15 protein-coding genes are annotated in these 18,541 nt (G+C 60.5%); 7 read left to right on the top strand and 8 right to left on the bottom strand.

Translation table 11 applies throughout. The features are described 5' to 3' along the window. Positions 1 to 43: 43 nt before the first annotated feature. The 4 genes from sdhA to RCH06_RS01050 all read right to left on the bottom strand — a co-directional run bounded on the left by sdhA (position 44) and on the right by RCH06_RS01050 (position 3,712). Positions 44 to 1,837 (bottom strand): succinate dehydrogenase flavoprotein subunit, encoded by a 1,794-nt coding sequence (gene sdhA, locus RCH06_RS01065; protein WP_327079575.1) that lies wholly within the window; start codon positions 1,835 to 1,837, stop codon positions 44 to 46. Between the two features lie 59 nt (positions 1,838 to 1,896). Then, complete coding sequence (sdhD, locus tag RCH06_RS01060) at positions 1,897 to 2,262, bottom strand: succinate dehydrogenase, hydrophobic membrane anchor protein (protein ID WP_327079574.1); 366 nt, start codon at positions 2,260 to 2,262, stop codon at positions 1,897 to 1,899. Between the two features lie 75 nt (positions 2,263 to 2,337). Beyond that, positions 2,338 to 2,784, bottom strand: a complete 447-nt coding sequence (gene sdhC, locus RCH06_RS01055) for a succinate dehydrogenase, cytochrome b556 subunit (RefSeq protein WP_327079573.1) — start codon at positions 2,782 to 2,784, stop codon at positions 2,338 to 2,340. Positions 2,785 to 2,908: 124 nt separating this feature from the next. Then, the gene (locus tag RCH06_RS01050; RefSeq protein ID WP_327079572.1) at positions 2,909 to 3,712 is read right to left on the bottom strand and encodes a GntR family transcriptional regulator; all 804 of its coding nucleotides are present in this window, start codon (positions 3,710 to 3,712) and stop codon (positions 2,909 to 2,911) included. Between the two features lie 270 nt (positions 3,713 to 3,982). Between RCH06_RS01050 and RCH06_RS01045 the strand changes: the two genes are divergently transcribed. The 4 genes from RCH06_RS01045 to RCH06_RS01030 are packed head-to-tail and all read left to right on the top strand — an operon-like array spanning position 3,983 to position 9,393. After that, positions 3,983 to 4,969 carry a malate dehydrogenase gene (locus RCH06_RS01045; RefSeq protein WP_327079571.1) on the top strand — a complete coding sequence of 329 codons (987 nt, stop codon included), beginning with the start codon at positions 3,983 to 3,985 and terminating at the stop codon, positions 4,967 to 4,969. Positions 4,970 to 4,984: 15 nt separating this feature from the next. Beyond that, positions 4,985 to 6,028 (top strand): HpcH/HpaI aldolase/citrate lyase family protein, encoded by a 1,044-nt coding sequence (locus tag RCH06_RS01040; RefSeq protein ID WP_327079570.1) that lies wholly within the window; start codon positions 4,985 to 4,987, stop codon positions 6,026 to 6,028. A gap of 30 nt (positions 6,029 to 6,058) precedes the next feature. After that, the gene (locus tag RCH06_RS01035; RefSeq protein ID WP_327079569.1) at positions 6,059 to 6,721 is read left to right on the top strand and encodes a hypothetical protein; all 663 of its coding nucleotides are present in this window, start codon (positions 6,059 to 6,061) and stop codon (positions 6,719 to 6,721) included. A 53-nt stretch (positions 6,722 to 6,774) separates the two neighbouring features. Beyond that, the gene (locus RCH06_RS01030) at positions 6,775 to 9,393 is read left to right on the top strand and encodes a bifunctional aconitate hydratase 2/2-methylisocitrate dehydratase (RefSeq protein WP_327079568.1); all 2,619 of its coding nucleotides are present in this window, start codon (positions 6,775 to 6,777) and stop codon (positions 9,391 to 9,393) included. Positions 9,394 to 9,509: 116 nt separating this feature from the next. On the opposite strand, the gene RCH06_RS01025 is transcribed toward RCH06_RS01030, so the two are convergent. Then, complete coding sequence (locus RCH06_RS01025; RefSeq protein WP_327079567.1) at positions 9,510 to 10,013, bottom strand: pyridoxamine 5'-phosphate oxidase family protein; 504 nt, start codon at positions 10,011 to 10,013, stop codon at positions 9,510 to 9,512. Between the two features lie 389 nt (positions 10,014 to 10,402). Here RCH06_RS01025 and RCH06_RS01020 point away from each other — a divergent pair, with 389 nt between their 5' ends. Beyond that, a complete protein-coding gene (locus tag RCH06_RS01020) occupies positions 10,403 to 13,378 on the top strand; it encodes an aconitate hydratase (RefSeq protein ID WP_327079566.1) in 2,976 nt (991 codons plus the stop codon). Positions 13,379 to 13,643: 265 nt separating this feature from the next. Further along, positions 13,644 to 14,906, top strand: coding sequence for an FAD-dependent monooxygenase (locus RCH06_RS01015; RefSeq protein ID WP_327079565.1), 1,263 nt, complete (start codon positions 13,644 to 13,646; stop codon positions 14,904 to 14,906). Positions 14,907 to 15,058: 152 nt separating this feature from the next. Here the strand turns inward: RCH06_RS01015 and RCH06_RS01010 are convergent, their stop codons facing one another. After that, positions 15,059 to 15,307 (bottom strand): DUF3297 family protein, encoded by a 249-nt coding sequence (locus RCH06_RS01010; protein WP_327079564.1) that lies wholly within the window; start codon positions 15,305 to 15,307, stop codon positions 15,059 to 15,061. Between the two features lie 264 nt (positions 15,308 to 15,571). On the opposite strand from RCH06_RS01010, the gene RCH06_RS01005 reads away from it, so the two are divergent. Beyond that, the gene (locus RCH06_RS01005; protein ID WP_327079660.1) at positions 15,572 to 16,324 is read left to right on the top strand and encodes a hypothetical protein; all 753 of its coding nucleotides are present in this window, start codon (positions 15,572 to 15,574) and stop codon (positions 16,322 to 16,324) included. A gap of 77 nt (positions 16,325 to 16,401) precedes the next feature. Here the strand turns inward: RCH06_RS01005 and kynA are convergent, their stop codons facing one another. Beyond that, on the bottom strand, positions 16,402 to 17,250 hold the full coding sequence (kynA, locus tag RCH06_RS01000; RefSeq protein ID WP_327079563.1) for a tryptophan 2,3-dioxygenase: 849 nt from the start codon (positions 17,248 to 17,250) through the stop codon (positions 16,402 to 16,404). Position 17,251: 1 nt separating this feature from the next. Further along, positions 17,252 to 18,535, bottom strand: coding sequence for a kynureninase (gene kynU, locus RCH06_RS00995; RefSeq protein ID WP_327079562.1), 1,284 nt, complete (start codon positions 18,533 to 18,535; stop codon positions 17,252 to 17,254). Positions 18,536 to 18,541 lie beyond the last annotated feature (6 nt).

The raw sequence follows: 18,541 nt of genomic DNA, 5'->3' as shown, positions 1-18,541 counted from the left end.
GGGGTTCTCGATTCTTTCGATTTATGGGGTCGCAGACGCTCGTTTAGAAGGTACGCGTTTTCATCGGTACGGATTCAACGGTGAGTGGCGTCATCTGGACGGGCTTGTAGGCCAGCCGATTGCCTTCGCTGTACCAAAGCGTGTGCTTGTGCCATTCGGTGTCGTTGCGACCGTTCGGATGCTCTGGGGTGTCGCCGTAGTCGTCGACCGAATGCGCGCCACGGCTTTCCTTGCGGGCCGCAGCAGACACGATGGTGGCTTCTGCGACTTCGATCAGGTTTTCTACTTCGAGCGCTTCGATGCGGGCCGTGTTGAAAATCTTGGATTTGTCTTTCAAGCCGATGGAAGCAACGCGGGCGCGCATGGCAGCGATTTTGGCGACACCTTCATCCAAAATGGCCTGGGTGCGGAACACACCAGCATGCATCTGCATGGCGGCGCGCAGGTCATTGGCTACGTCTTGTGCGTATTCGCCGTCAGTCGCATTGTCCAGGCGTGCAATACGGGCCAGCGACTTGTCGGCAGCGTCAGCCGGCAACGCCTTGTGGGTGGTGGTCTTGTTGTACTCAACAATATGGTTGCCGGCAGCAATACCGAAAACCAGCAGGTCGAGCAGTGAGTTGGTGCCCAGGCGGTTCGCGCCATGCACGCTGACGCAGGAACATTCACCGACGGCGTAAAGACCCTTGACGACTTCGCTTTCGTTGGCCGCATTTTGCGTGACGACCTGACCATGAATGTTGGTCGGAATGCCGCCCATCTGGTAATGAATGGTCGGAACCACCGGAATGGCTTCCTTGGTGATGTCAACGTTGGCGAAGTTATGGCCAATTTCCAGCACCGAAGGCAGACGCTTGGCGATGGATTCAACGCCCAGGTGTGTCATGTCGAGCAGGATGTAGTCCTTGTTCGGGCCGCAGCCGCGCCCTTCCTTGATTTCCTGGTCCATCGAGCGTGAAACGAAGTCGCGCGGTGCCAGGTCTTTGAGCGTGGGCGCATAACGTTCCATGAAGCGTTCACCATTGCAATTGCGCAAAATCGCGCCTTCGCCACGGCAGCCTTCGGTCAGCAGCACGCCGGCGCCGGCAACGCCGGTGGGGTGAAACTGCCAGAACTCCATGTCTTCCAGCGGAATGCCGGCGCGCGCCGCCATGCCTAAGCCGTCGCCGGTGTTGATGAAAGCGTTGGTCGATGCTGCAAAAATGCGGCCTGCGCCACCGGTGGCGAGCAGGGTGGTCTTTGCTTCAAAGATGTGAACGTCGCCGGTCTCCATTTCGAGCGCCGTCACGCCGACCACATCGCCGGCCTCGTCGCGAATCAAGTCCAGCGCCATCCATTCGACAAAAAAGCTGGTTTTTTCCTTGACGTTTTGCTGGTACAGCGTGTGCAGCATGGCGTGACCGGTGCGGTCAGCGGCAGCGCAAGCGCGCTGGACTGGCTTTTCGCCATAGTTGGCGGTGTGGCCGCCAAAGGGACGTTGGTAAATCGTGCCGTCCGGGTTGCGGTCAAACGGCATGCCCATGTGCTCCAGGTCGTACACAACCTTGGGAGCTTCACGGCACATGTATTCGATGGCATCCTGATCGCCCAGCCAGTCGCCGCCCTTGACGGTGTCATAAAAATGGTAGTGCCAGTTGTCTTCGGACATGTTGCCGAGCGACGCGCCAATGCCGCCTTGCGCCGCCACGGTGTGCGAGCGGGTCGGAAACACTTTGGACAGAACGGCAACATTCAGGCCGGCACGGGCCAGTTGCAGCGAGGCGCGCATGCCGGAGCCGCCAGCACCGACGATGACAACGTCAAATTTGCGCTTTGGAAGTTTGGAAGTAGCAGTCATGTTTTTTTAATCGTGGAGGCCGTAAGCGGCTGGGTTTGACTTGAGAAAGACCTGTCGGTTTAAAGGCGCCACAGCACCTGAATACCCCAGCCTGCGCAAGCAACCAGCCAGACAATGGTGAAAACCTGTAAAAACAGACGCAGACCGACCGGTTTGATGTAGTCCATCAAAATGTCGCGCATTCCCAGCCATACATGCATCAGGAGGGCAACAATCACGGTGAAAGTGAGCGCCTTCATCCACTGGTGCGAGAAGATGCCAGCCCATTGGTCGTAGCCGACAGGGCCCTTGCTGAAAATCACCTGCGCCAGAAGCAGCACGGTGAAAACAGCCATCAGGCCTGCAGTGATGCGCTGGGCCAGCCAGTCGCGAGTGCCGTAGTGTGCGCCGACAACGATGCGCTTGGAGCCGTAATTGACAGACATGATTTGCTTTCTTTAATCAGTTGAGCGAAGCGTGGGCCGTCTTCCGACGTTCACTGCGCTGCAAGCTTTCAATTTTTAATACAGGCCAAACAGCTTGGCACCCAGCACGAGCGTCAGGCCAATGCTCAGGATCAACGTGACGGCGGCAGACTGCCGGCCGAAACTCTTGCTGACCGATTCATGGCTGGTGTCCATCCACAAGTGGCGAATACCTGCCATGAAATGGTGAAGATAGGCCCAGATCAGCGCCAGTGCGACCAGTTTCCAGAGAAAGCCCGGCACGCCCAGCATGCCCAGATTGAAGGCTGACTTAAAGCGGGCAAAAGAAATATCGGAGGAAATCGAGGTGTCGAACATCCAGATAATAAAGGGCATCAGGATGAACATGATGGCCCCGCTGACGCGGTGCAGGATCGAGACAAGGGCCGCAAGTGGCAGTCGATAGCTGGGAAGGTCGGTGAATGCGTTGATATTGCGGAACTCGGGTCGCTTGGCGCGCTGAGTGGATGCCAGCTCTGTCATTTTTATTGGCTTTCGTTGTGGTAACCGGGTGGTAACTAAGCAAGGCTTGATGGATAAGCCCACATTTTAATTCTATTGCAATGCAGCATTGCTTACAGTGTCATGGGCTTTCGCTGGCTTCTTCTTAACTGAGTGAATTTTTGTAATGGTGCGTATCCGTGCGGTACAGACCCCGGCGAAGTTCCATCGGAATGTCGTTGTAGGTGTAGGCAATTCGTTCGACGCTCAGCAAGGGCTCGCCTTGTGGAACATCCAGTAATCTGGCTGAAACGGCATCGGCTGCAATGGCACGGATTTTTTCTTCTGCCCGAACCATGTGGACGCCAAATTCAGTTTCAAAAAGCGCATACATCGGCCCGCTGTAGCTTGCCAGCCGGTCAGTGGTCAGGCCCTTGAACGGGCCGCCCGGCAGCCAGACATCTTCAACGATTGTGGGTGCACCTTGAAACGCCAGTACACGGCGCAGTTGCAGCACGGCTTCGCCGGTACGCAACGCCAATGGGCGTGCAATGTCGGCAGTAGCGCGCAGCCGTTTGCATTCGATGATTTGCCTTTCAGCCGGGCCTTCGCTGCTGATGTCGCCACTGTCTGGCATGAGCCTGAGGAAACGGTATTGCACATGCTGTTCGGAATGCGTGGCAACAAACGTGCCCTTGCCCTGGCGGCGAATCACCAGGTTTTCAGCGGCTAGTTCGTCAATCGCCTTGCGAACGGTGCCCTGACTGACGCGAAAGCGCGCTGCCAGCTCCATCTCGCTGGGGATTGGCTCGCCCGGTTTCCATTCGCTGGCCTGCAGGCTTTTCAGGATCAGGACTTTGATTTGCTGGTACAACGGGCTGAAGGCGGGTGTCAGTCTTGCAGGCGCAGCCAGCTCTGGCGCATGGAGCGCCAGGGAAATGTCAGGTAAAAAAGAGGGGGTAGTTGCCATACAGCGAATTTGAGCCGGGCACCAAGCCTGCGCCGTGCAGCGTTTGTCCCGGATATGAACTCAGACCTAATCATATCTTATATAAGACATAAGACAAATTGACCGGGCTTGTTTTCAAGCGTAAAATGCCGCCCTGAGCACAACGCGCGGTCTGTCTGATTTTCAGGTACGGGAGGTGCTTTTATTCCACCCGAACGCCCGGACTGACCCCGAAATCTCATTTCAAATTCTGATCCAACAAATTTTTTAACTTTCCTGGAGTTGTTAATCATGAGCAAAAAACCCGTCCGCGTTGCAGTTACTGGTGCTGCCGGTCAAATCGGTTACGCGTTACTGTTTCGCATTGCCTCGGGCGAAATGCTCGGCAAAGACCAGCCCGTGATTTTGCAATTGCTGGAAGTTCCGGTTGACGGCCCGCAAAAGGCCCTCAAGGGCGTGATGATGGAGCTCGACGACTGCGCGTTCCCGCTGCTCGTTGAAATGACCGCACACAGCGACCCGATGACCGCCTTCAAGGATGCCGACTACGCCTTGCTGGTGGGCTCGCGTCCACGTGGCCCCGGCATGGAACGTGCCGAGCTGCTGGCCGTCAATGGCGCCATTTTCACGGCGCAAGGCAAGGCGCTCAATGCCGTCGCCAGCCGCGACGTCAAGGTGCTGGTGGTTGGCAACCCTGCCAACACCAATGCTTACATCGCCATGAAGAGCGCGCCTGACCTGCCACGCAAGAACTTCACCGCCATGCTGCGCCTGGACCACAACCGCGCTGCCAGCCAGATCGCTGCCAAAACCGGCAAGGCCGTGGCCGACATCGAAAAATTGACCGTCTGGGGCAACCACTCGCCCACTATGTACGCCGACTACCGTTTTGCCACAATCAACGGCGAGAGCGTCGCCCAGATGATCAACGACCAGGAATGGAACGCCAACACGTTCTTGCCTACGGTTGGCAAACGCGGCGCGGCCATCATTGAAGCGCGCGGTTCTTCTTCGGCTGCATCGGCTGCCAACGCGGCCATCGACCACATGCGCGACTGGGCGCTGGGCACCAACGGCCAATGGGTCACGATGGGCGTTCCGTCGGACGGCCAGTACGGCATTCCAAAAGACACGATGTTCGGTTTCCCCGTGACGTGCGAAAACGGCGAATACAAAGTCGTCGAAGGCCTGGAAATCGACGCCTTCAGCCAGGAACGCATCAACAAGACGCTGGAAGAGCTGCAAGGCGAGCAGACCGGCGTTGCCCATCTGCTGTAAATCCCGCGCCTACCCATGAACTTTGTGCGCAGCGCAGGCATGAACCCGCCCGGCATCGCGCCCTTTCCTGCGGTGCATCCGCGCGAGGTTCTTCTGGGGGCGCAGGCCGCAGCGCTTTGGCTGCCGGTTTGCGACCATTACAGCGGTGTCGAGGCGCGAATGCGCAAGAGCCTGCAACTGCAGGCCGAAATGATTGAAGAGTTTGGTGCCTGCGTTTTCGACGTGACGCTGGACTGCGAAGACGGTGCGCCTGTCGGCGGTGAAGCCGACCACGCCGCGATGGTGGTTTCGCTGGCTGCGCTGGCCGGCGACAAAGCCCGCGTCGCGGTTCGCGTGCATGCAGTCGATCACCCGGCGTTCGAGTCTGACATGGCCACCATTGCCGGCCAAGCGGCCAGCCGGCTGTCGCACATCATGATTCCCAAGGTGGATTGTATCGCCGACGTGCTCAAGGCAGAGCAGGCGCTGCTGGCCGCATCGGCTGGAGAGTTGCCTCTGCATGTGCTGATCGAGTCGCCGCTTGCGGTGCGCAACGCGTTTGAAATTGCTGCCCACCCCCGGGTGCAGTCGCTCAGTTTTGGCTTGATGGACTTTGTGTCCAGCCATGGCGGCGCGATTCCCGCCGATGCCATGAGCAGCCAGGGCCAGTTCACGCATCCGCTGGTGGTGTGCGCCAAGCTCGAAATTGCGTCTGCCTGTCATGCGTACGGCAAAGTGCCTTCGCATTGCGTGGTCACGGAATTCAATGATGCCGCCGCCCTGACGCTGGCGGCGCGCCGTGCAGCGCGCGAACTCGGCTATACCCGGATGTGGAGCATTCATCCGGGTCAGATCCGCACCATCCTTGAGGCCTTTGCCCCGAGTGAGGCGGACATCGAAAATGCTACAAAAATAATAGCTGCTGGTGCCCGTGCAGATTGGGCACCAATCAGTTTTGATGGTAATTTGCATGATCGCGCGAGTTATCGCTACTTCTGGCAGGTGCTGGAGCGGGCCCACCAGACCGGCAGCGTCCTCCCGCCTGATGCCCAGGTTTATTTTCAGGCTGCTCTTGTCTGAGCGCCAATCTACCCCCCTCCCAGGAATCGTATGAAAACCCAACCCCTTGCCCGCCTTGCTGCTGCGCTGGCTGCCGCTTTCCTCTTGTGTGCTGCGCCCGTTGCGCAGTCCGAAACGACCAAGACCTCTGACAAGCCGACGGCTGGCAAGACCAAATCTGCCAAAGCGGCAAAACCTGCTGCCACCAAGGCGGCCAAGTCCACCAAGTCCTCAGCGGCCAAGTCCGACAAGCACGCTGGCAAAAAGAAGGCGGTCTCTGCCAGCCGCACCAATCTCAAGAGTACCGCCGTCAACGTGGCCGCCGGCATCCAGGCCGCTGAAGCCGCCATGACGCCTGCCGAATTGGCCATTGCCGAGCGTGTTCAGGTCGGCAAGATACCGTGCGAGCTGGGTGCGTCGGTCACGCTGACTGCTGATGCCAAAAATCCGGGCTATTTCGACATGCACGGCAAAAACTTCGACTTCCGCATGTTCCCGGTTGCTACGTCAACGGGCGCTATCCGCCTGGAAGACCAGAAAGCCGGCGCTGTGTGGCTGCAACTGGCCAACAAGTCCATGCTGATGAGCCAGAAGCTCGGCATCCGCCTGGCTGATGAATGCACGACCCCGGCGCAACTTGAAGTGGCCCAGAACCTCAAGCTCAATCCGCCTGCCAGCATTCTGGATGCGCTGCCGCCTGCCAGTAGCCGGTAAGCCGCATTTTTCAGTTTCTGCCAGCGCCCACCCATTTAATTAGAGGAGTAGCCATGTCATCCGAGTTTTTGCAAACCTATCGCAACCATGTTGCCGAACGTGCCGTTTCAGGCATTCCACCGCTGCCTTTGTCGGTCAAACAAACCGGCGAGGTGATTGAGCTGCTGAAGAATCCGCCTGCAGGCGAAGAAGCCTTTTTGGTCGACCTCATCACGCACCGCGTTCCGGCCGGTGTCGATGCCGCCGCCAAGGTCAAGGCCAGCTACCTCGCCGCCGTGGCCCACGGCAGCGAAAAATGCAGCCTCATCTCGCGCGAAAAAGCCACGCAACTGCTGGGCACCATGCTGGGCGGCTACAACATCAGCCCGATGATCGAGTTGCTCGACGACGCCCAAGACAGCGTCGCCACGCAAGCCGCCAGCGGCCTGAAAAATACGCTGCTGATGTTCGACCAGTTTCACGACGTGCAGGAAAAAGCCGAAAAGGGCAACAAATACGCCAAAGCCGTGTTGCAAAGCTGGGCCGATGCCGAGTGGTTCACCAGCCGCCCCGAAGTGCCTGAGTCCATCACGCTGACCATTTTCAAAGTGGCTGGCGAAATCAACACCGACGACCTGTCGCCTGCGCCTGACGCCTGGAGCCGTCCCGACATTCCACTGCACGCCCTGGCGATGCACAAGAATGCCCGCCCCGGCGTCATTCCTGAAGAAGACGGCAAGCGCGGCCCGGTCAAGTTCATTGAAGAACTCAAGGCCAAGGGCAACTTGGTTGCCTACGTCGGCGACGTGGTGGGCACCGGTTCTTCACGCAAGTCCGCCACCAATTCGGTGCTGTGGTTCACCGGCGAAGACATTCCTTTTGTGCCGAACAAGCGTTTCGGCGGCGTCTGCCTGGGCTCGAAAATTGCGCCGATTTTCTACAACACCATGGAAGACTCCGGCGCGCTGCCCATCGAACTCGACGTGAGCCAGATGGCGATGGGCGACGTGATCGAGCTGCGTCCCTACGACGGCAAAGCACTGAAAGACGGCCAGGTCATCGCCGAATTCAAGTTGAAAAGCGACGTGCTGTTTGACGAAGTGCGCGCCGGCGGCCGCATTCCGCTGATTGTTGGCCGTGGCTTGACCGCCAAGGCGCGTTTTGCGCTGGGTCTGCCTGTGTCTACCTTATTCCGTCTGCCGACCAACCCGGAAGACAGTGGCCGTGGCTTTACGCTGGCGCAAAAAATGGTCGGCCGCGCGGTTGGCCTGCCAGAAGGCCAGGGCGTGCGTCCCGGCACGTATTGCGAACCCAAGATGACCTCGGTCGGCTCGCAAGACACCACCGGCCCGATGACCCGCGACGAGCTGAAGGACCTGGCCTGCCTGGGCTTTTCTGCGGACTTGGTCATGCAGTCGTTCTGTCACACCGCTGCTTACCCCAAGCCAGTCGATGTGAAGATGCACCACGAACTGCCTGACTTCATGAGCGACAGGGGCGGCATTCCGCTGCGTCCGGGCGACGGCATTATCCATAGCTGGCTCAACCGCATGCTGTTGCCTGACACCGTCGGCACCGGCGGCGACAGCCACACGCGTTTCCCCATCGGCATCAGCTTTCCAGCTGGCTCCGGCCTGGTGGCCTTTGGCGCGGCCACTGGCGTCATGCCGCTGGACATGCCCGAGTCGGTGCTGGTGCGCTTCAAGGGCGAACTGCAGCCCGGCATCACGCTGCGCGACCTGGTCAACGCCATTCCGCTGTACGCCATCAAGGCTGGCTTGCTGACCGTCGCCAAACAAGGCAAGGTCAACATTTTCTCGGGCCGCATCCTGGAAATCGAAGGCTTGCCAAACCTGAAGGTCGAGCAGGCGTTTGAATTGAGCGATGCGTCTGCCGAGCGTTCTGCCGGCGGCTGCACGGTGCACCTGAACAAGGAACCGATCATCGAGTACATCACCAGCAACATCACGATGCTGAAGTGGATGATTGCCACCGGTTACTCGGACGTGCGCACCATCAAGCGCCGCATTGCCGCGATGGAAAAATGGCTGGCCGACCCGCAATTGCTCAAGGGCGACGCCGACGCTGAATACGCTGCGGTCATTGAAATTGATCTGGCCGACATTCACGAGCCGATCGTGGCCTGCCCGAACGACCCGGACGATGTAAAAACCCTGAGCGATGTCGCTGGCAGCGTGATCGACGAAGTGTTCATCGGCAGCTGCATGACCAACATTGGCCATTTCCGCGCCGCGTCCAAGCTGCTCGAAGGCAAGCGTGACATTCCCGTCAAGCTGTGGATGGCACCGCCGACCAAGATGGACGCCAAGCAGTTGACTGAAGAAGGCCATTACGGCGTGTTGGGTTCTGCCGGTGCGCGCATGGAAATGCCGGGCTGCTCGCTGTGCATGGGCAACCAGGCGCAGGTGAAAGAGGGCGCGACCGTGTTCTCGACCTCGACGCGTAACTTCCCGAACCGCTTGGGCAAAAATTCCAACGTTTACCTTGGTTCTGCTGAACTGGCTGCAATTTGCTCCAAGCTGGGCCGCATTCCGACTAAGGCCGAATACATGGCCGACATGCAGGTCTTGACCGCTGACAGCGAGCAGGTGTACCAGTACCTGAACTTCGACCAGGTCAAGGACTACACCGACATGGCCGACACCATCAAGCCAGACGCCTTGCCCGCATAAACGGCACGGTGCACAGCCCAGCCTTTTGAAGGCGGGCTGTGCGCCATGAAAAAAGCCCCGCTGTGTTTCGCACAGCGGGGCTTTTTTCATGGGCTTGCGCCGCATGTACTGACTTGTCAGGACATGCGCAATTCTTTGTGCTCACCCATTTTTTCTGGCGGCTTGCCCGTAAGGGCGGCCTTGGCCATTTTGGCCAGCTGAACCATCTTGCTCTCGGTCACATCCCAGTATTCAGCGTGGGTGATACGTACTTGCAGCAACGCCAGATCGGGGTCGGTCGGGCCACCCGGGAACCAGGCTTTGGCCATCGGCGACCAGAGTTCTTCCTTTTTGCCCATGTCTTCAACGATCAAGGCTTGGCCGGACACGGACACATAGCTGTCACTGCTAGGGTTGGCGTAGGCGACATTGACCTGGTCGTTTTCAGCCACATGTTCAGCGACTTCGCCCTTGCTCGAAACAAAGAAGTAGAGCGTGACGCCTTCGTCCAGCGCCTTGTTCTGCGTGGTCAGCGGCTGGCTGTGCAGCATGCCGCCAGCGTGCTGGTGCGTGAACATCCCGAACTTGGTGTCCTTGATGAGTTCCCATAATTTGTCGTGATCAGTTTCAGTCTTAGACATGCACACTCCGTGAGTTGGTGAAAGATGGATTGACTGTAGACAACGCCCGGTAAAAAGTCATCAGCCGCCGGCTTGTCTGGCTGTCGGTGCATGCTGACAGCCGAGTCGTCCGGGCGATCAGTGCGGCAGGGGTCCGGGCGGTGCCTGTGGCGCATTTATTTAAACAAAACATGCTCTGGCGCATGCTGGACGGGCGCAATGCGCTATTAAATATGCAGCATTTAACGCATTGCAAACGCCGGGCGAAAAAACGCAGTCCGCTTTGCCAAGCCGATTTGGCCGCAGTTTCAAGAGCGGCAGATTCATTCAGGACATGGCCTTGTCTTACCCCGTAACGGCATGGCGCCTGCCAGAATAGGGTTTGCTGATTTAACAAAAAGGAGTCTGTCATGGCCACTACGCCCATTTCCGCCAATCTTGATCCCCATGCCGCCCAGGCATTCGCCTCCACGTTGCAAAGTTTCCAGACCGCTTCCGGAAAAACCGGCAAGTTTTACTCGCTGCCGGCGCTGGCCGCGCAGTTCCCTACGGTCAAGCGTTTGCCCGTGTCGATTCGCATCGTGCTCGAATCGGTGCTGCGCAACTGCGACGGTAAAAAAGTGACAGCAGAGCACGTTGCCGAGCTGGCCAACTGGGTGCCGAATGCCGAGCGCAGTGCTGAAATTCCGTTTGTTGTCTCGCGCGTGGTGCTGCAGGACTTTACCGGCGTGCCGCTGCTGGCCGACCTGGCTGCCATGCGCAGCGTGGCTGTCAAGCTGGGCAAAGACCCCAAGGCTATCGAGCCGCTGGTGCCGGTCGATCTGGTGGTTGACCACTCGATCATGGTGGACTACTTTGGCACCAAAGACGCCATTGATCTGAACATGAAGCTCGAATTCCAGCGCAACCGCGAGCGCTACGAATTTTTGAAGTGGGGCATGCAGGCGTTTGATACCTTTGGCGTCGTGCCGCCGGGCTTTGGCATCGTGCACCAGGTGAATCTTGAGTTTCTGGCGCGCGGCGTCCACAAGACCGGCGATGAAGACGGTGCTGTGTATTACCCCGACACGCTGGTCGGCACCGACAGCCACACCACCATGATCAACGGCATTGGCGTGGTCGGCTGGGGCGTGGGCGGGATTGAGGCCGAAGCCGCCATGCTCGGCCAGCCGGTGTATTTGCTGACGCCCGACGTGGTCGGCATGGAGCTGACCGGCAAGCTGCGCGAAGGCGTCACCGCCACCGACCTGGTGCTGCGCGTGACCGAAACCCTGCGCCGTGAAAAGGTCGTCGGCAAGTTCGTCGAGTTTTTTGGCGAAGGCACGCGCACCCTGGCGCTGCCCGACCGCGCCACCATCGGCAACATGGCACCTGAATACGGCGCCACGATGGGCTTTTTCCCGGTCGATGAAAAAACCATCGATTACTTCCGGGGCACGGGCCGTACCGACGACGAAATCGAGGCCTTTGAGGCTTACTTCAAGGCGCAAGGCCTGTTTGGCGTGGCCCAGGCCGGCGACATTGACTACTCGCAGGTCGTGAAGCTGGATCTGGACGATGTGCGGCCCAGCCTGGCCGGCCCCAAGCGGCCGCAAGACCGCATTGAGCTGGGTGACGTCGCCAGCAAGTTCAGTTCATTGTTCAGCAAATCAAATGCCGAAAATGGCTTTAACCAGCCCGCCGGCATGCTCAACACCCGCCATCTGGTGCGCCACAGCGATGAAGGCCGCAACGATCCCTTGCCCGCTGCACCGCCTACGCCGGTGGGCGCTGCCCGCTCGGTGGTTGAAATGGAGGCTAATCGCCCGACGCTGGCCATGGCGCATGAGCAAGGCGGCGAAGCGGCCAATGCCAGCAAGCCGGCCGTCGCAGACACTGAAAAAGGCCTGAGTGTCGGCAACGGCGATGTGCTGATCGCCGCCATCACCAGCTGCACCAACACGTCCAACCCCAGCGTGCTGCTGGCTGCCGGGCTACTGGCCAAAAAAGCCGTCGAGGCGGGCCTGCGCGTGCAGCCGCACATCAAGACTTCGCTGGCACCCGGCTCGCGCATCGTCACCGAGTATCTGACTGAAACCGGCCTGATGCCTTATCTGGAGCAACTTGGCTTTGACCTGGTCGGCTACGGCTGCACCACCTGCATCGGCAACTCGGGCGACCTGACGCCGGAGCTGAACGAAGCCATCAATAACAGTGACCTGGTGTGCGCCGCCGTGCTGTCGGGCAACCGAAATTTCGAGGCGCGCATTCACCCGAATATCAAGGCCAACTTTCTGGCCAGCCCGCCGCTGGTCGTGGCCTACGCACTCGCCGGCAGTGTGCTGCGTGACCTGACCACCGAGCCGCTGGGCAAGGGCACCGACGGCAAAGAGGTGTTTTTGCGCGACGTGTGGCCCACCAGCGAAGAAATTCATGCGCTGATGAAGTACGCGATGAACGGCGAAGCTTTCCGTGCCAATTACGCCAAGGTCAAGCTTGAACCGGGTGAGCTCTGGGAAAACATCCACGGCGTAACCGGCAACAGCTACACCTGGCCGACCAGCACGTACATTGCCGAGCCGCCTTTCTTCAGCGATTTTGCTATGGAAATGAAAGCGCCTGCCGCAGGTGCAGCAAGCGCTGGTGGCCAAAACAATGAATATTCGGTGAGCGGCGCGCGCATCATGGCGCTGTTTGGCGACTCCATCACCACCGACCACATTTCGCCCGCCGGCTCGATCAAGGGCAGCTCGCCCGCCGGCAAGTGGCTGCAGGCGCACGGTGTGCAAAAAGCCGACTTCAATAGCTACGGCTCGCGCCGGGGTAACCACGACGTGATGATGCGCGGCACGTTTGCCAACGTGCGCATCAAGAACCTGATGATTCCGGCTGACAAGGACGGCTCGCGTGAGGAGGGCGGCGTCACGCTGTTTCACCCCAGCCACCGCACGCCAGAGAGCGTGATCGAAAAAATGCCGATTTACGACGCCGCCATGAAATACATGGATGAAGGCACACCGACGGTTATTTTTGCCGGCGAGGAATACGGCACCGGCTCGTCGCGCGACTGGGCGGCCAAGGGTACGCAACTGCTCGGCATCAAGGCCGTGGTGGCGCGTAGTTTTGAGCGCATTCACCGCTCAAACCTGGTCGGCATGGGCGTGCTGCCGCTGCAGTTCAAGCCGGGCGATTCGTGGGAGTCGCTCAAGCTGACTGGCTCTGAAACGGTGGACGTGATTCCGCACCCCCAGCTCAAACCGCAAAGCGAAGCCCAACTCGTCATTACCCGCGCCGACGGCACACGCCAGGAAATCACGGTGATCTTGCGGGTGGACACGCCGATTGAGGTGGACTACTACCGCAACGGCGGCATCCTGCCGTATGTCTTGCGGCAACTGCTTGCCTGATGAATGCCCGCAAAGCAGTTTCCGGCCGGGTTGTGTCAGGGGAAGTTAATGCCCTGAGCGGGCAGTTCGCCGCACGCAGTGAGCGAGCGTGGGGGCCAGGTTTTTACGCCGGGCCGCCCCAAGGAAAAATTCGCCCCCTCGGGGGGCAGCTTGCTGCACGCAGTGAGCGGGCGTGGGGGCCAGATTTTTCCGCCGGGCCGTCCCAAGGAAAAACCCGCCCCCTCGGGGGGCAGTTCGCTACACGCAGTGAGCGGGCGTGGGGGCCATGATTCGGCAGGCCTTGATTGCCGGCGGCGGCATCGGCGGGCTGGCGGCTGCGCTGTCAGCCGCGCGCGCGGGCTGGGAGGTGCGGCTGTACGAACGTGCCGCGATGTTCAGCGAAGTCGGCGCGGGCGTTCAGCTTGGGCCGAATGTGACTCGCTTGCTGCATGGCTGGGGGCTGAAGGACGCACTGGCGCACAGCGCGGCGTTTCCGTCCCGGCTGCAGGTGCGCGATGCGGTGTCGGGCCGTGAACTGGGCGTGCTGCCGCTGGGGGAGCGGGCGCTGCAAAAATACGGCGCGCCTTACGCCACCATTCACCGCGCCGATCTGCATGCGTTGCTGCTTCAGGCGGTACAAGCGCAGGACAACGTGTGGCTGAATCTGGACACGTGCGTGGCCAGTTACGCCGACAGCGGGCGCGAAGTGACGCTTCAAGTCGAAGAAATGGCCGCCAGCGTGCTGGCAGAAGGCTCAAGCGCCAAGCCCTTGCTTGAAGTCGAAGGCGATGCGCTGATTGGTGCCGACGGACTCTGGAGCCGCATTCGCCAGTTGATGCTGAACGACGCGCCGCCGCGCGTCACCGGGCATCTGGCTTACCGCGCCATGTTGCCGCAAACCAGTCTGCCCGAGCGGCTGCGCAGCCAGCAGGTCACCGTCTGGCTGGGGCCCAAACTGCACGTCGTGCATTACCCGGTGCGCGGCGGCGAATGGCTGAATGTCGTCGCCATCGTTCACGGTCAGGTCGAGGGCGACTTGCAGAGCTGGGACCACAGCGCCAACGGGGCAGAACTGCAAAAGGCCACCCGCTTCACCGCCGCCATGCTGCGCGACCTGATCCAGGCGGTGACCGATGGCGGCCTTGAGAACCAGCCGGCTTGGCGTCTGTGGGCACTGTGCGACCGCCCGCCCATGAGCGGTGCCCATCAGCAGGCCAAAGGCTGCGTGGCCTTGCTTGGCGATGCCGCGCACCCGATGCGGCCTTATCTGGCGCAAGGCGCGGGCATGGCGATTGAAGATGCCGCCGAACTCGGTTCTGCGCTGGCCCACGCGCTGGATCCGGCCCTGGATGTGCCGACCATGCTGCAACGCTACGCCCTGAACCGCTGGCAGCGCAATGCCCGCGTGCAGGCCAGGTCTCAGCGCAACGGCCAGATTTTTCATGCGCAAGGGCCCCTGCGCTGGGCGCGCGATGCGTCGATGACGCTGCTGCGGGAAAAGGTGCTGGACTTGCCGTGGCTGTATGGGGCTGCTAATTCCGCACCCTAGCTTGCTATTAAATATAGATCAGCTTGCGCAGGCGGGTAGTGCGCTAGAGGCTTAAACGGCGTGATAAAACGAACTGCGCAGCATCAAAAACCTTGCGCGTGGGGTTTTGATGCTGCGTGATGCCTGTCGCGTGTGCGAAAGGCCAAGAAATGCTACTTATAAAACGCTTCGACCGTGCCTTTGAGCTTGATCATCAGCGGCTGGCCCTTGCGATCCAGCGCCTTGCCTGCGGGCACCTTGACCCAGCGCTCGCTGATGCAGTATTCCTCAACATTCATCAGCTCTTTTCCATTCAGGCGAATGCCCACGTCCTGCTCGAACGCCGCAGCGACGTGATGGGGGCTGCGCGGGTCGACGGACAGGCGGTCGGGCAAAGTGGGCAAGGGGGTGGTTTCGGTCATCTGGAGGGTTCTCGGTTAACGTGGATAACCCGCGATTTTCCCTGATTTGGCGCGTTCACCCTCGGACGCGCAGACATCCACCCGTCGCGGCGCGTTTTTGGTCAACGTGTGGGACTCAAACAGGTGTTCCAAACCTGAAGGCTGTTGGGCATTTCGCAGGGTTGCTGAGTCGACAATCGACCTCTCCGAAACACGCGATTTTGGTTTTGCCGTTGAAACGGCGACGGGTTCCCCGCAAAATCCAGCCCTGTGCAGCAACTCAAAATACGCCAGTCATTCACCTCAACCCCGCCCCCACCGCATCACGTGCAACACCGCTTGATTTCTTGTTTCCGGAGCGGCGACACCCTGCGCAGTCGAAGCGTCGGGGGTGTCGTGCTATGCGCCACGCTCGACGTGCCTGCGCTTTCTGCACGATTAGTTGCAGATTGCGAAAGGGAAGCATTGCGCCTCGAACTGGAAGCCGGAGATGTCGAGTCCCTGTCGTTGCCACGCGCCAGAACGCGCTGGCTTGACTACAGGCGCTGCGTGCAGGCGGTGGACGACTGGACGCGCGCACTCGGCCTGCCGGACGTGCTGGCCGAAAGCAGCATCGCCCTGATGGCCTGCCGTGGCGCAAAGTACCACCACGACGCGGCGCAATACAGCGCCGCCGCCTTTTGCAATCTCTTCCTGAGCGAAGACAAGGGGCTGGACTTGCATTTCCCCGCGACAGGCCAGCGCATCCCGCTGACGCGCGGCACCGCCGTGATCTTCGACACCGGCCAGCCGCACGCCGTTATTCAGCGCTGCAGCAGCAGTTTTGATGCCGCCGACTTCGCACCTGGTCAGGATTGCAGCCAATTCTTCCTGACTTGGGAGCTGCCCATTGAAGCGGCAGGGCACGCGCTGGGCGTCGCCTTTGACATCGCCCCCGCCAACTTGCTGCAGCCGAATGAAGAACAACTCTGGCTGAACGGCGTACCGGCCACGGTGTGCCCGGATTCTGGCCGGTGGCGCACGGCTGGCCCTTCTTGAAAACCTGAATTGCTATTGAAAAAATAGCTGCTTGCGCCCGCCAGTCATGCGCATCAGCCGTATTTTTCTTAAATTATCTATAAATCCGTGCGCAGTTTCCAGATTTCCGGAAACAGCACCACGTCCAGCATCTTGCGCAGGTAACTCACGCCGCCGGTGCCGCCGGTGCCGCGTTTGAAGCCAATCACGCGTTCCACTGTGGTGACGTGGCGAAAGCGCCAAAGCCGAAAGGCGTCTTCCAGGTCGGTCAGTTCTTCGCCCAACTGGTACAAGTCCCAGTACTGCTTCGGGTCGCGGTACACCGTCAGCCAGGCGGCTTGCACCGCATCGTTTTCCTGATAACCCTGCGTCCAGTCGCGCGCGGTGTGGCTGGTGGGTACATCCAGGCCGCGCCGGGCCAGCAAGCGCAGCGCTTCGTCGTACAGCGACGGCGCTTCGTAGGCGGCCTGCACCTGCGCCAGCAAGTCGGGCCGGTGCGCGTGGGGCTTGAGCATGGCGGCGTTCTTGTTGCCCAGCGCAAACTCGATGCAGCGGTATTGCGCGCTCTGGAATCCGCTGGACTGGGCCAGGTACGGCCGGATGGCGCTGTATTCGGGCGGCGTCATGGTGGCCAGCACGTCCCACGCGCTGACCAACTGCGCCATGATGCGGCTGACGCGCGCCAGCTTTTTGAAGGCACTGTCCAGCTCGTCCTGAGCCACATTGCCGATGGCAGCTTGCAGCTCGTGCAGCATCAGTTTCATCCACAGTTCGCTGGTCTGGTGCTGGATGATGAACAGCATTTCGTCGTGCGCGGGCGACAGCGGTTTTTGTGCGCCCAAAATGGCGTCAAGCTGCAAATAATCGCCATAGCTCATGGACTGGCTGAAGTCGAGCTGGGCTTTTTCATCGCGCACGATGTCGGCGGGTTGGCGGGTATCTTGCATGTCAGGTCACCGCGCCTTTCTGGCTGAACCGGGCTTGCGTCCATTCGCCGGTTTCCAGCACTTGCTTGAGGTGCTCCACCGCATTCCACGTGTCTTCAAAACCGATGTAAAGCGGCGTAAAACCAAAGCGCAAGATGTCCGGGTGCCCGCCCGCTGCGCCATCGCCGGCACGAAAATCGCCAATCACGCCGCGTGCAATCAGCGCCTGCACGATGGCATGCGCGCCTTTCGAACGGCTCAAGCACACCTGCGAGCCGCGCCGGGCATGCGTGCGCGGCGTGGCCAGCGCCAGGCCGTGGCCGGCGCAGCGTTCTTCGACCAGCGTGATGAACAGATCCGTCAGCGCCAGCGACTTGGTGCGCAGCGCCGCCATGCCGCCCAACGGCTCGGCAGCCAGCACGGTGTCGAGTCCGCAATCGAGCGCCGTCAGGCTCAAGATGGGTTGCGTGCCGCACAAAAAGCGCGCGATACCGGGGGCCGGTTGGTAGTCGGGCGTGAAGGCAAACGGCGCTGCATGGCCCCACCAGCCTGACAGCGGCTGCCAGAAGCGGTCGGCGTGTTGCGGGTGTGCCCAGACAAAGGCCGGCGCACCCGGCCCGCCGTTGAGGTATTTGTAGCCGCAACCCACAGAAAAATCAGCGCCCGCGCCGGTCAAGTCCACCGGCACCGCGCCCGCGCTGTGCGCCAAATCCCAGACCGTCAGGATGCCTGCGGCATGCGCGGCGGCGGTCACGGCTTTCATGTCGTGCATGGCACCGGTGCGGTAGTTGACATGCGTCAGCATCAACACCGCCACTTCGTGCGTCAAGGCGGCGGCAATGTCTTCGGGTTCGACCAGCAGCAGGCGCAGGCCGCGCGCTTGGCACAGCCCTTCGGCGATGTAGAGGTCGGTCGGAAAATTGCTGCGCTCGCTGACCAGCAGCTGGCGCTCGGGGCTGTCCACGGCGGCGATGTTGAGGGCGGCGCTCAGCACTTTATAGAGGTTGATCGACGTGCTGTCGGTGGCCACGACTTCGCCGGGCTGCGCACCAATCAGCGGCGCAATCTTGTTGCCCAGACGCTGCGGCAGGTCGAACCAGCCGGCGCTGTTCCAGGAACGGATCAGGCCCTGGCCCCATTCGCTCGTCACCGCTTGGGCGACCCGGGCGGCGGCGGTTTTGGGCAGCGCGCCGAGTGAGTTGCCGTCAAGGTAAATCACGCCTTCGGGCAGCGTGAACTGGTCGCGCAGGGCGTGCAGCGGGTCTTGCGCGTCAAGCGCGCGGCAGTCTTGCAGGGTCAGGGTCATATTTGA

Source organism: Polaromonas sp. CG_9.5 (assembly GCF_035984465.1).
In the GTDB taxonomy this organism is placed as follows: Bacteria; Pseudomonadota; Gammaproteobacteria; order Burkholderiales; family Burkholderiaceae_C; genus Polaromonas.
Note: the sequence above shows the minus strand (reverse complement) of the source record. Positions and strands in the feature narration are given on the sequence as shown.

Bases quoted from the DNA above. Each gene is read 5' to 3' on its own strand.
- RCH06_RS01015 (WP_327079565.1), top strand. From the start codon at position 13,644: ATGATTCGGCAGGCCTTGATTGCCGGCGGCGGCATCGGCGGGCTGGCG.
- RCH06_RS01025 (WP_327079567.1), bottom strand. From the start codon at position 10,013: ATGTCTAAGACTGAAACTGATCACGACAAATTATGGGAACTCATCAAG.
- sdhA (WP_327079575.1), bottom strand. From the start codon at position 1,837: ATGACTGCTACTTCCAAACTTCCAAAGCGCAAATTTGACGTTGTCATC.
- sdhD (WP_327079574.1), bottom strand. From the start codon at position 2,262: ATGTCTGTCAATTACGGCTCCAAGCGCATCGTTGTCGGCGCACACTAC.
- RCH06_RS01040 (WP_327079570.1), top strand. From the start codon at position 4,985: ATGAACTTTGTGCGCAGCGCAGGCATGAACCCGCCCGGCATCGCGCCC.
- kynA (WP_327079563.1), bottom strand. From the start codon at position 17,250: ATGCAAGATACCCGCCAACCCGCCGACATCGTGCGCGATGAAAAAGCC.
- kynU (WP_327079562.1), bottom strand. From the start codon at position 18,535: ATGACCCTGACCCTGCAAGACTGCCGCGCGCTTGACGCGCAAGACCCG.
- RCH06_RS01045 (WP_327079571.1), top strand. From the start codon at position 3,983: ATGAGCAAAAAACCCGTCCGCGTTGCAGTTACTGGTGCTGCCGGTCAA.
- RCH06_RS01030 (WP_327079568.1), top strand. From the start codon at position 6,775: ATGTCATCCGAGTTTTTGCAAACCTATCGCAACCATGTTGCCGAACGT.
- RCH06_RS01035 (WP_327079569.1), top strand. From the start codon at position 6,059: ATGAAAACCCAACCCCTTGCCCGCCTTGCTGCTGCGCTGGCTGCCGCT.
- RCH06_RS01050 (WP_327079572.1), bottom strand. From the start codon at position 3,712: ATGGCAACTACCCCCTCTTTTTTACCTGACATTTCCCTGGCGCTCCAT.
- sdhC (WP_327079573.1), bottom strand. From the start codon at position 2,784: ATGACAGAGCTGGCATCCACTCAGCGCGCCAAGCGACCCGAGTTCCGC.
- RCH06_RS01020 (WP_327079566.1), top strand. From the start codon at position 10,403: ATGGCCACTACGCCCATTTCCGCCAATCTTGATCCCCATGCCGCCCAG.
- RCH06_RS01010 (WP_327079564.1), bottom strand. From the start codon at position 15,307: ATGACCGAAACCACCCCCTTGCCCACTTTGCCCGACCGCCTGTCCGTC.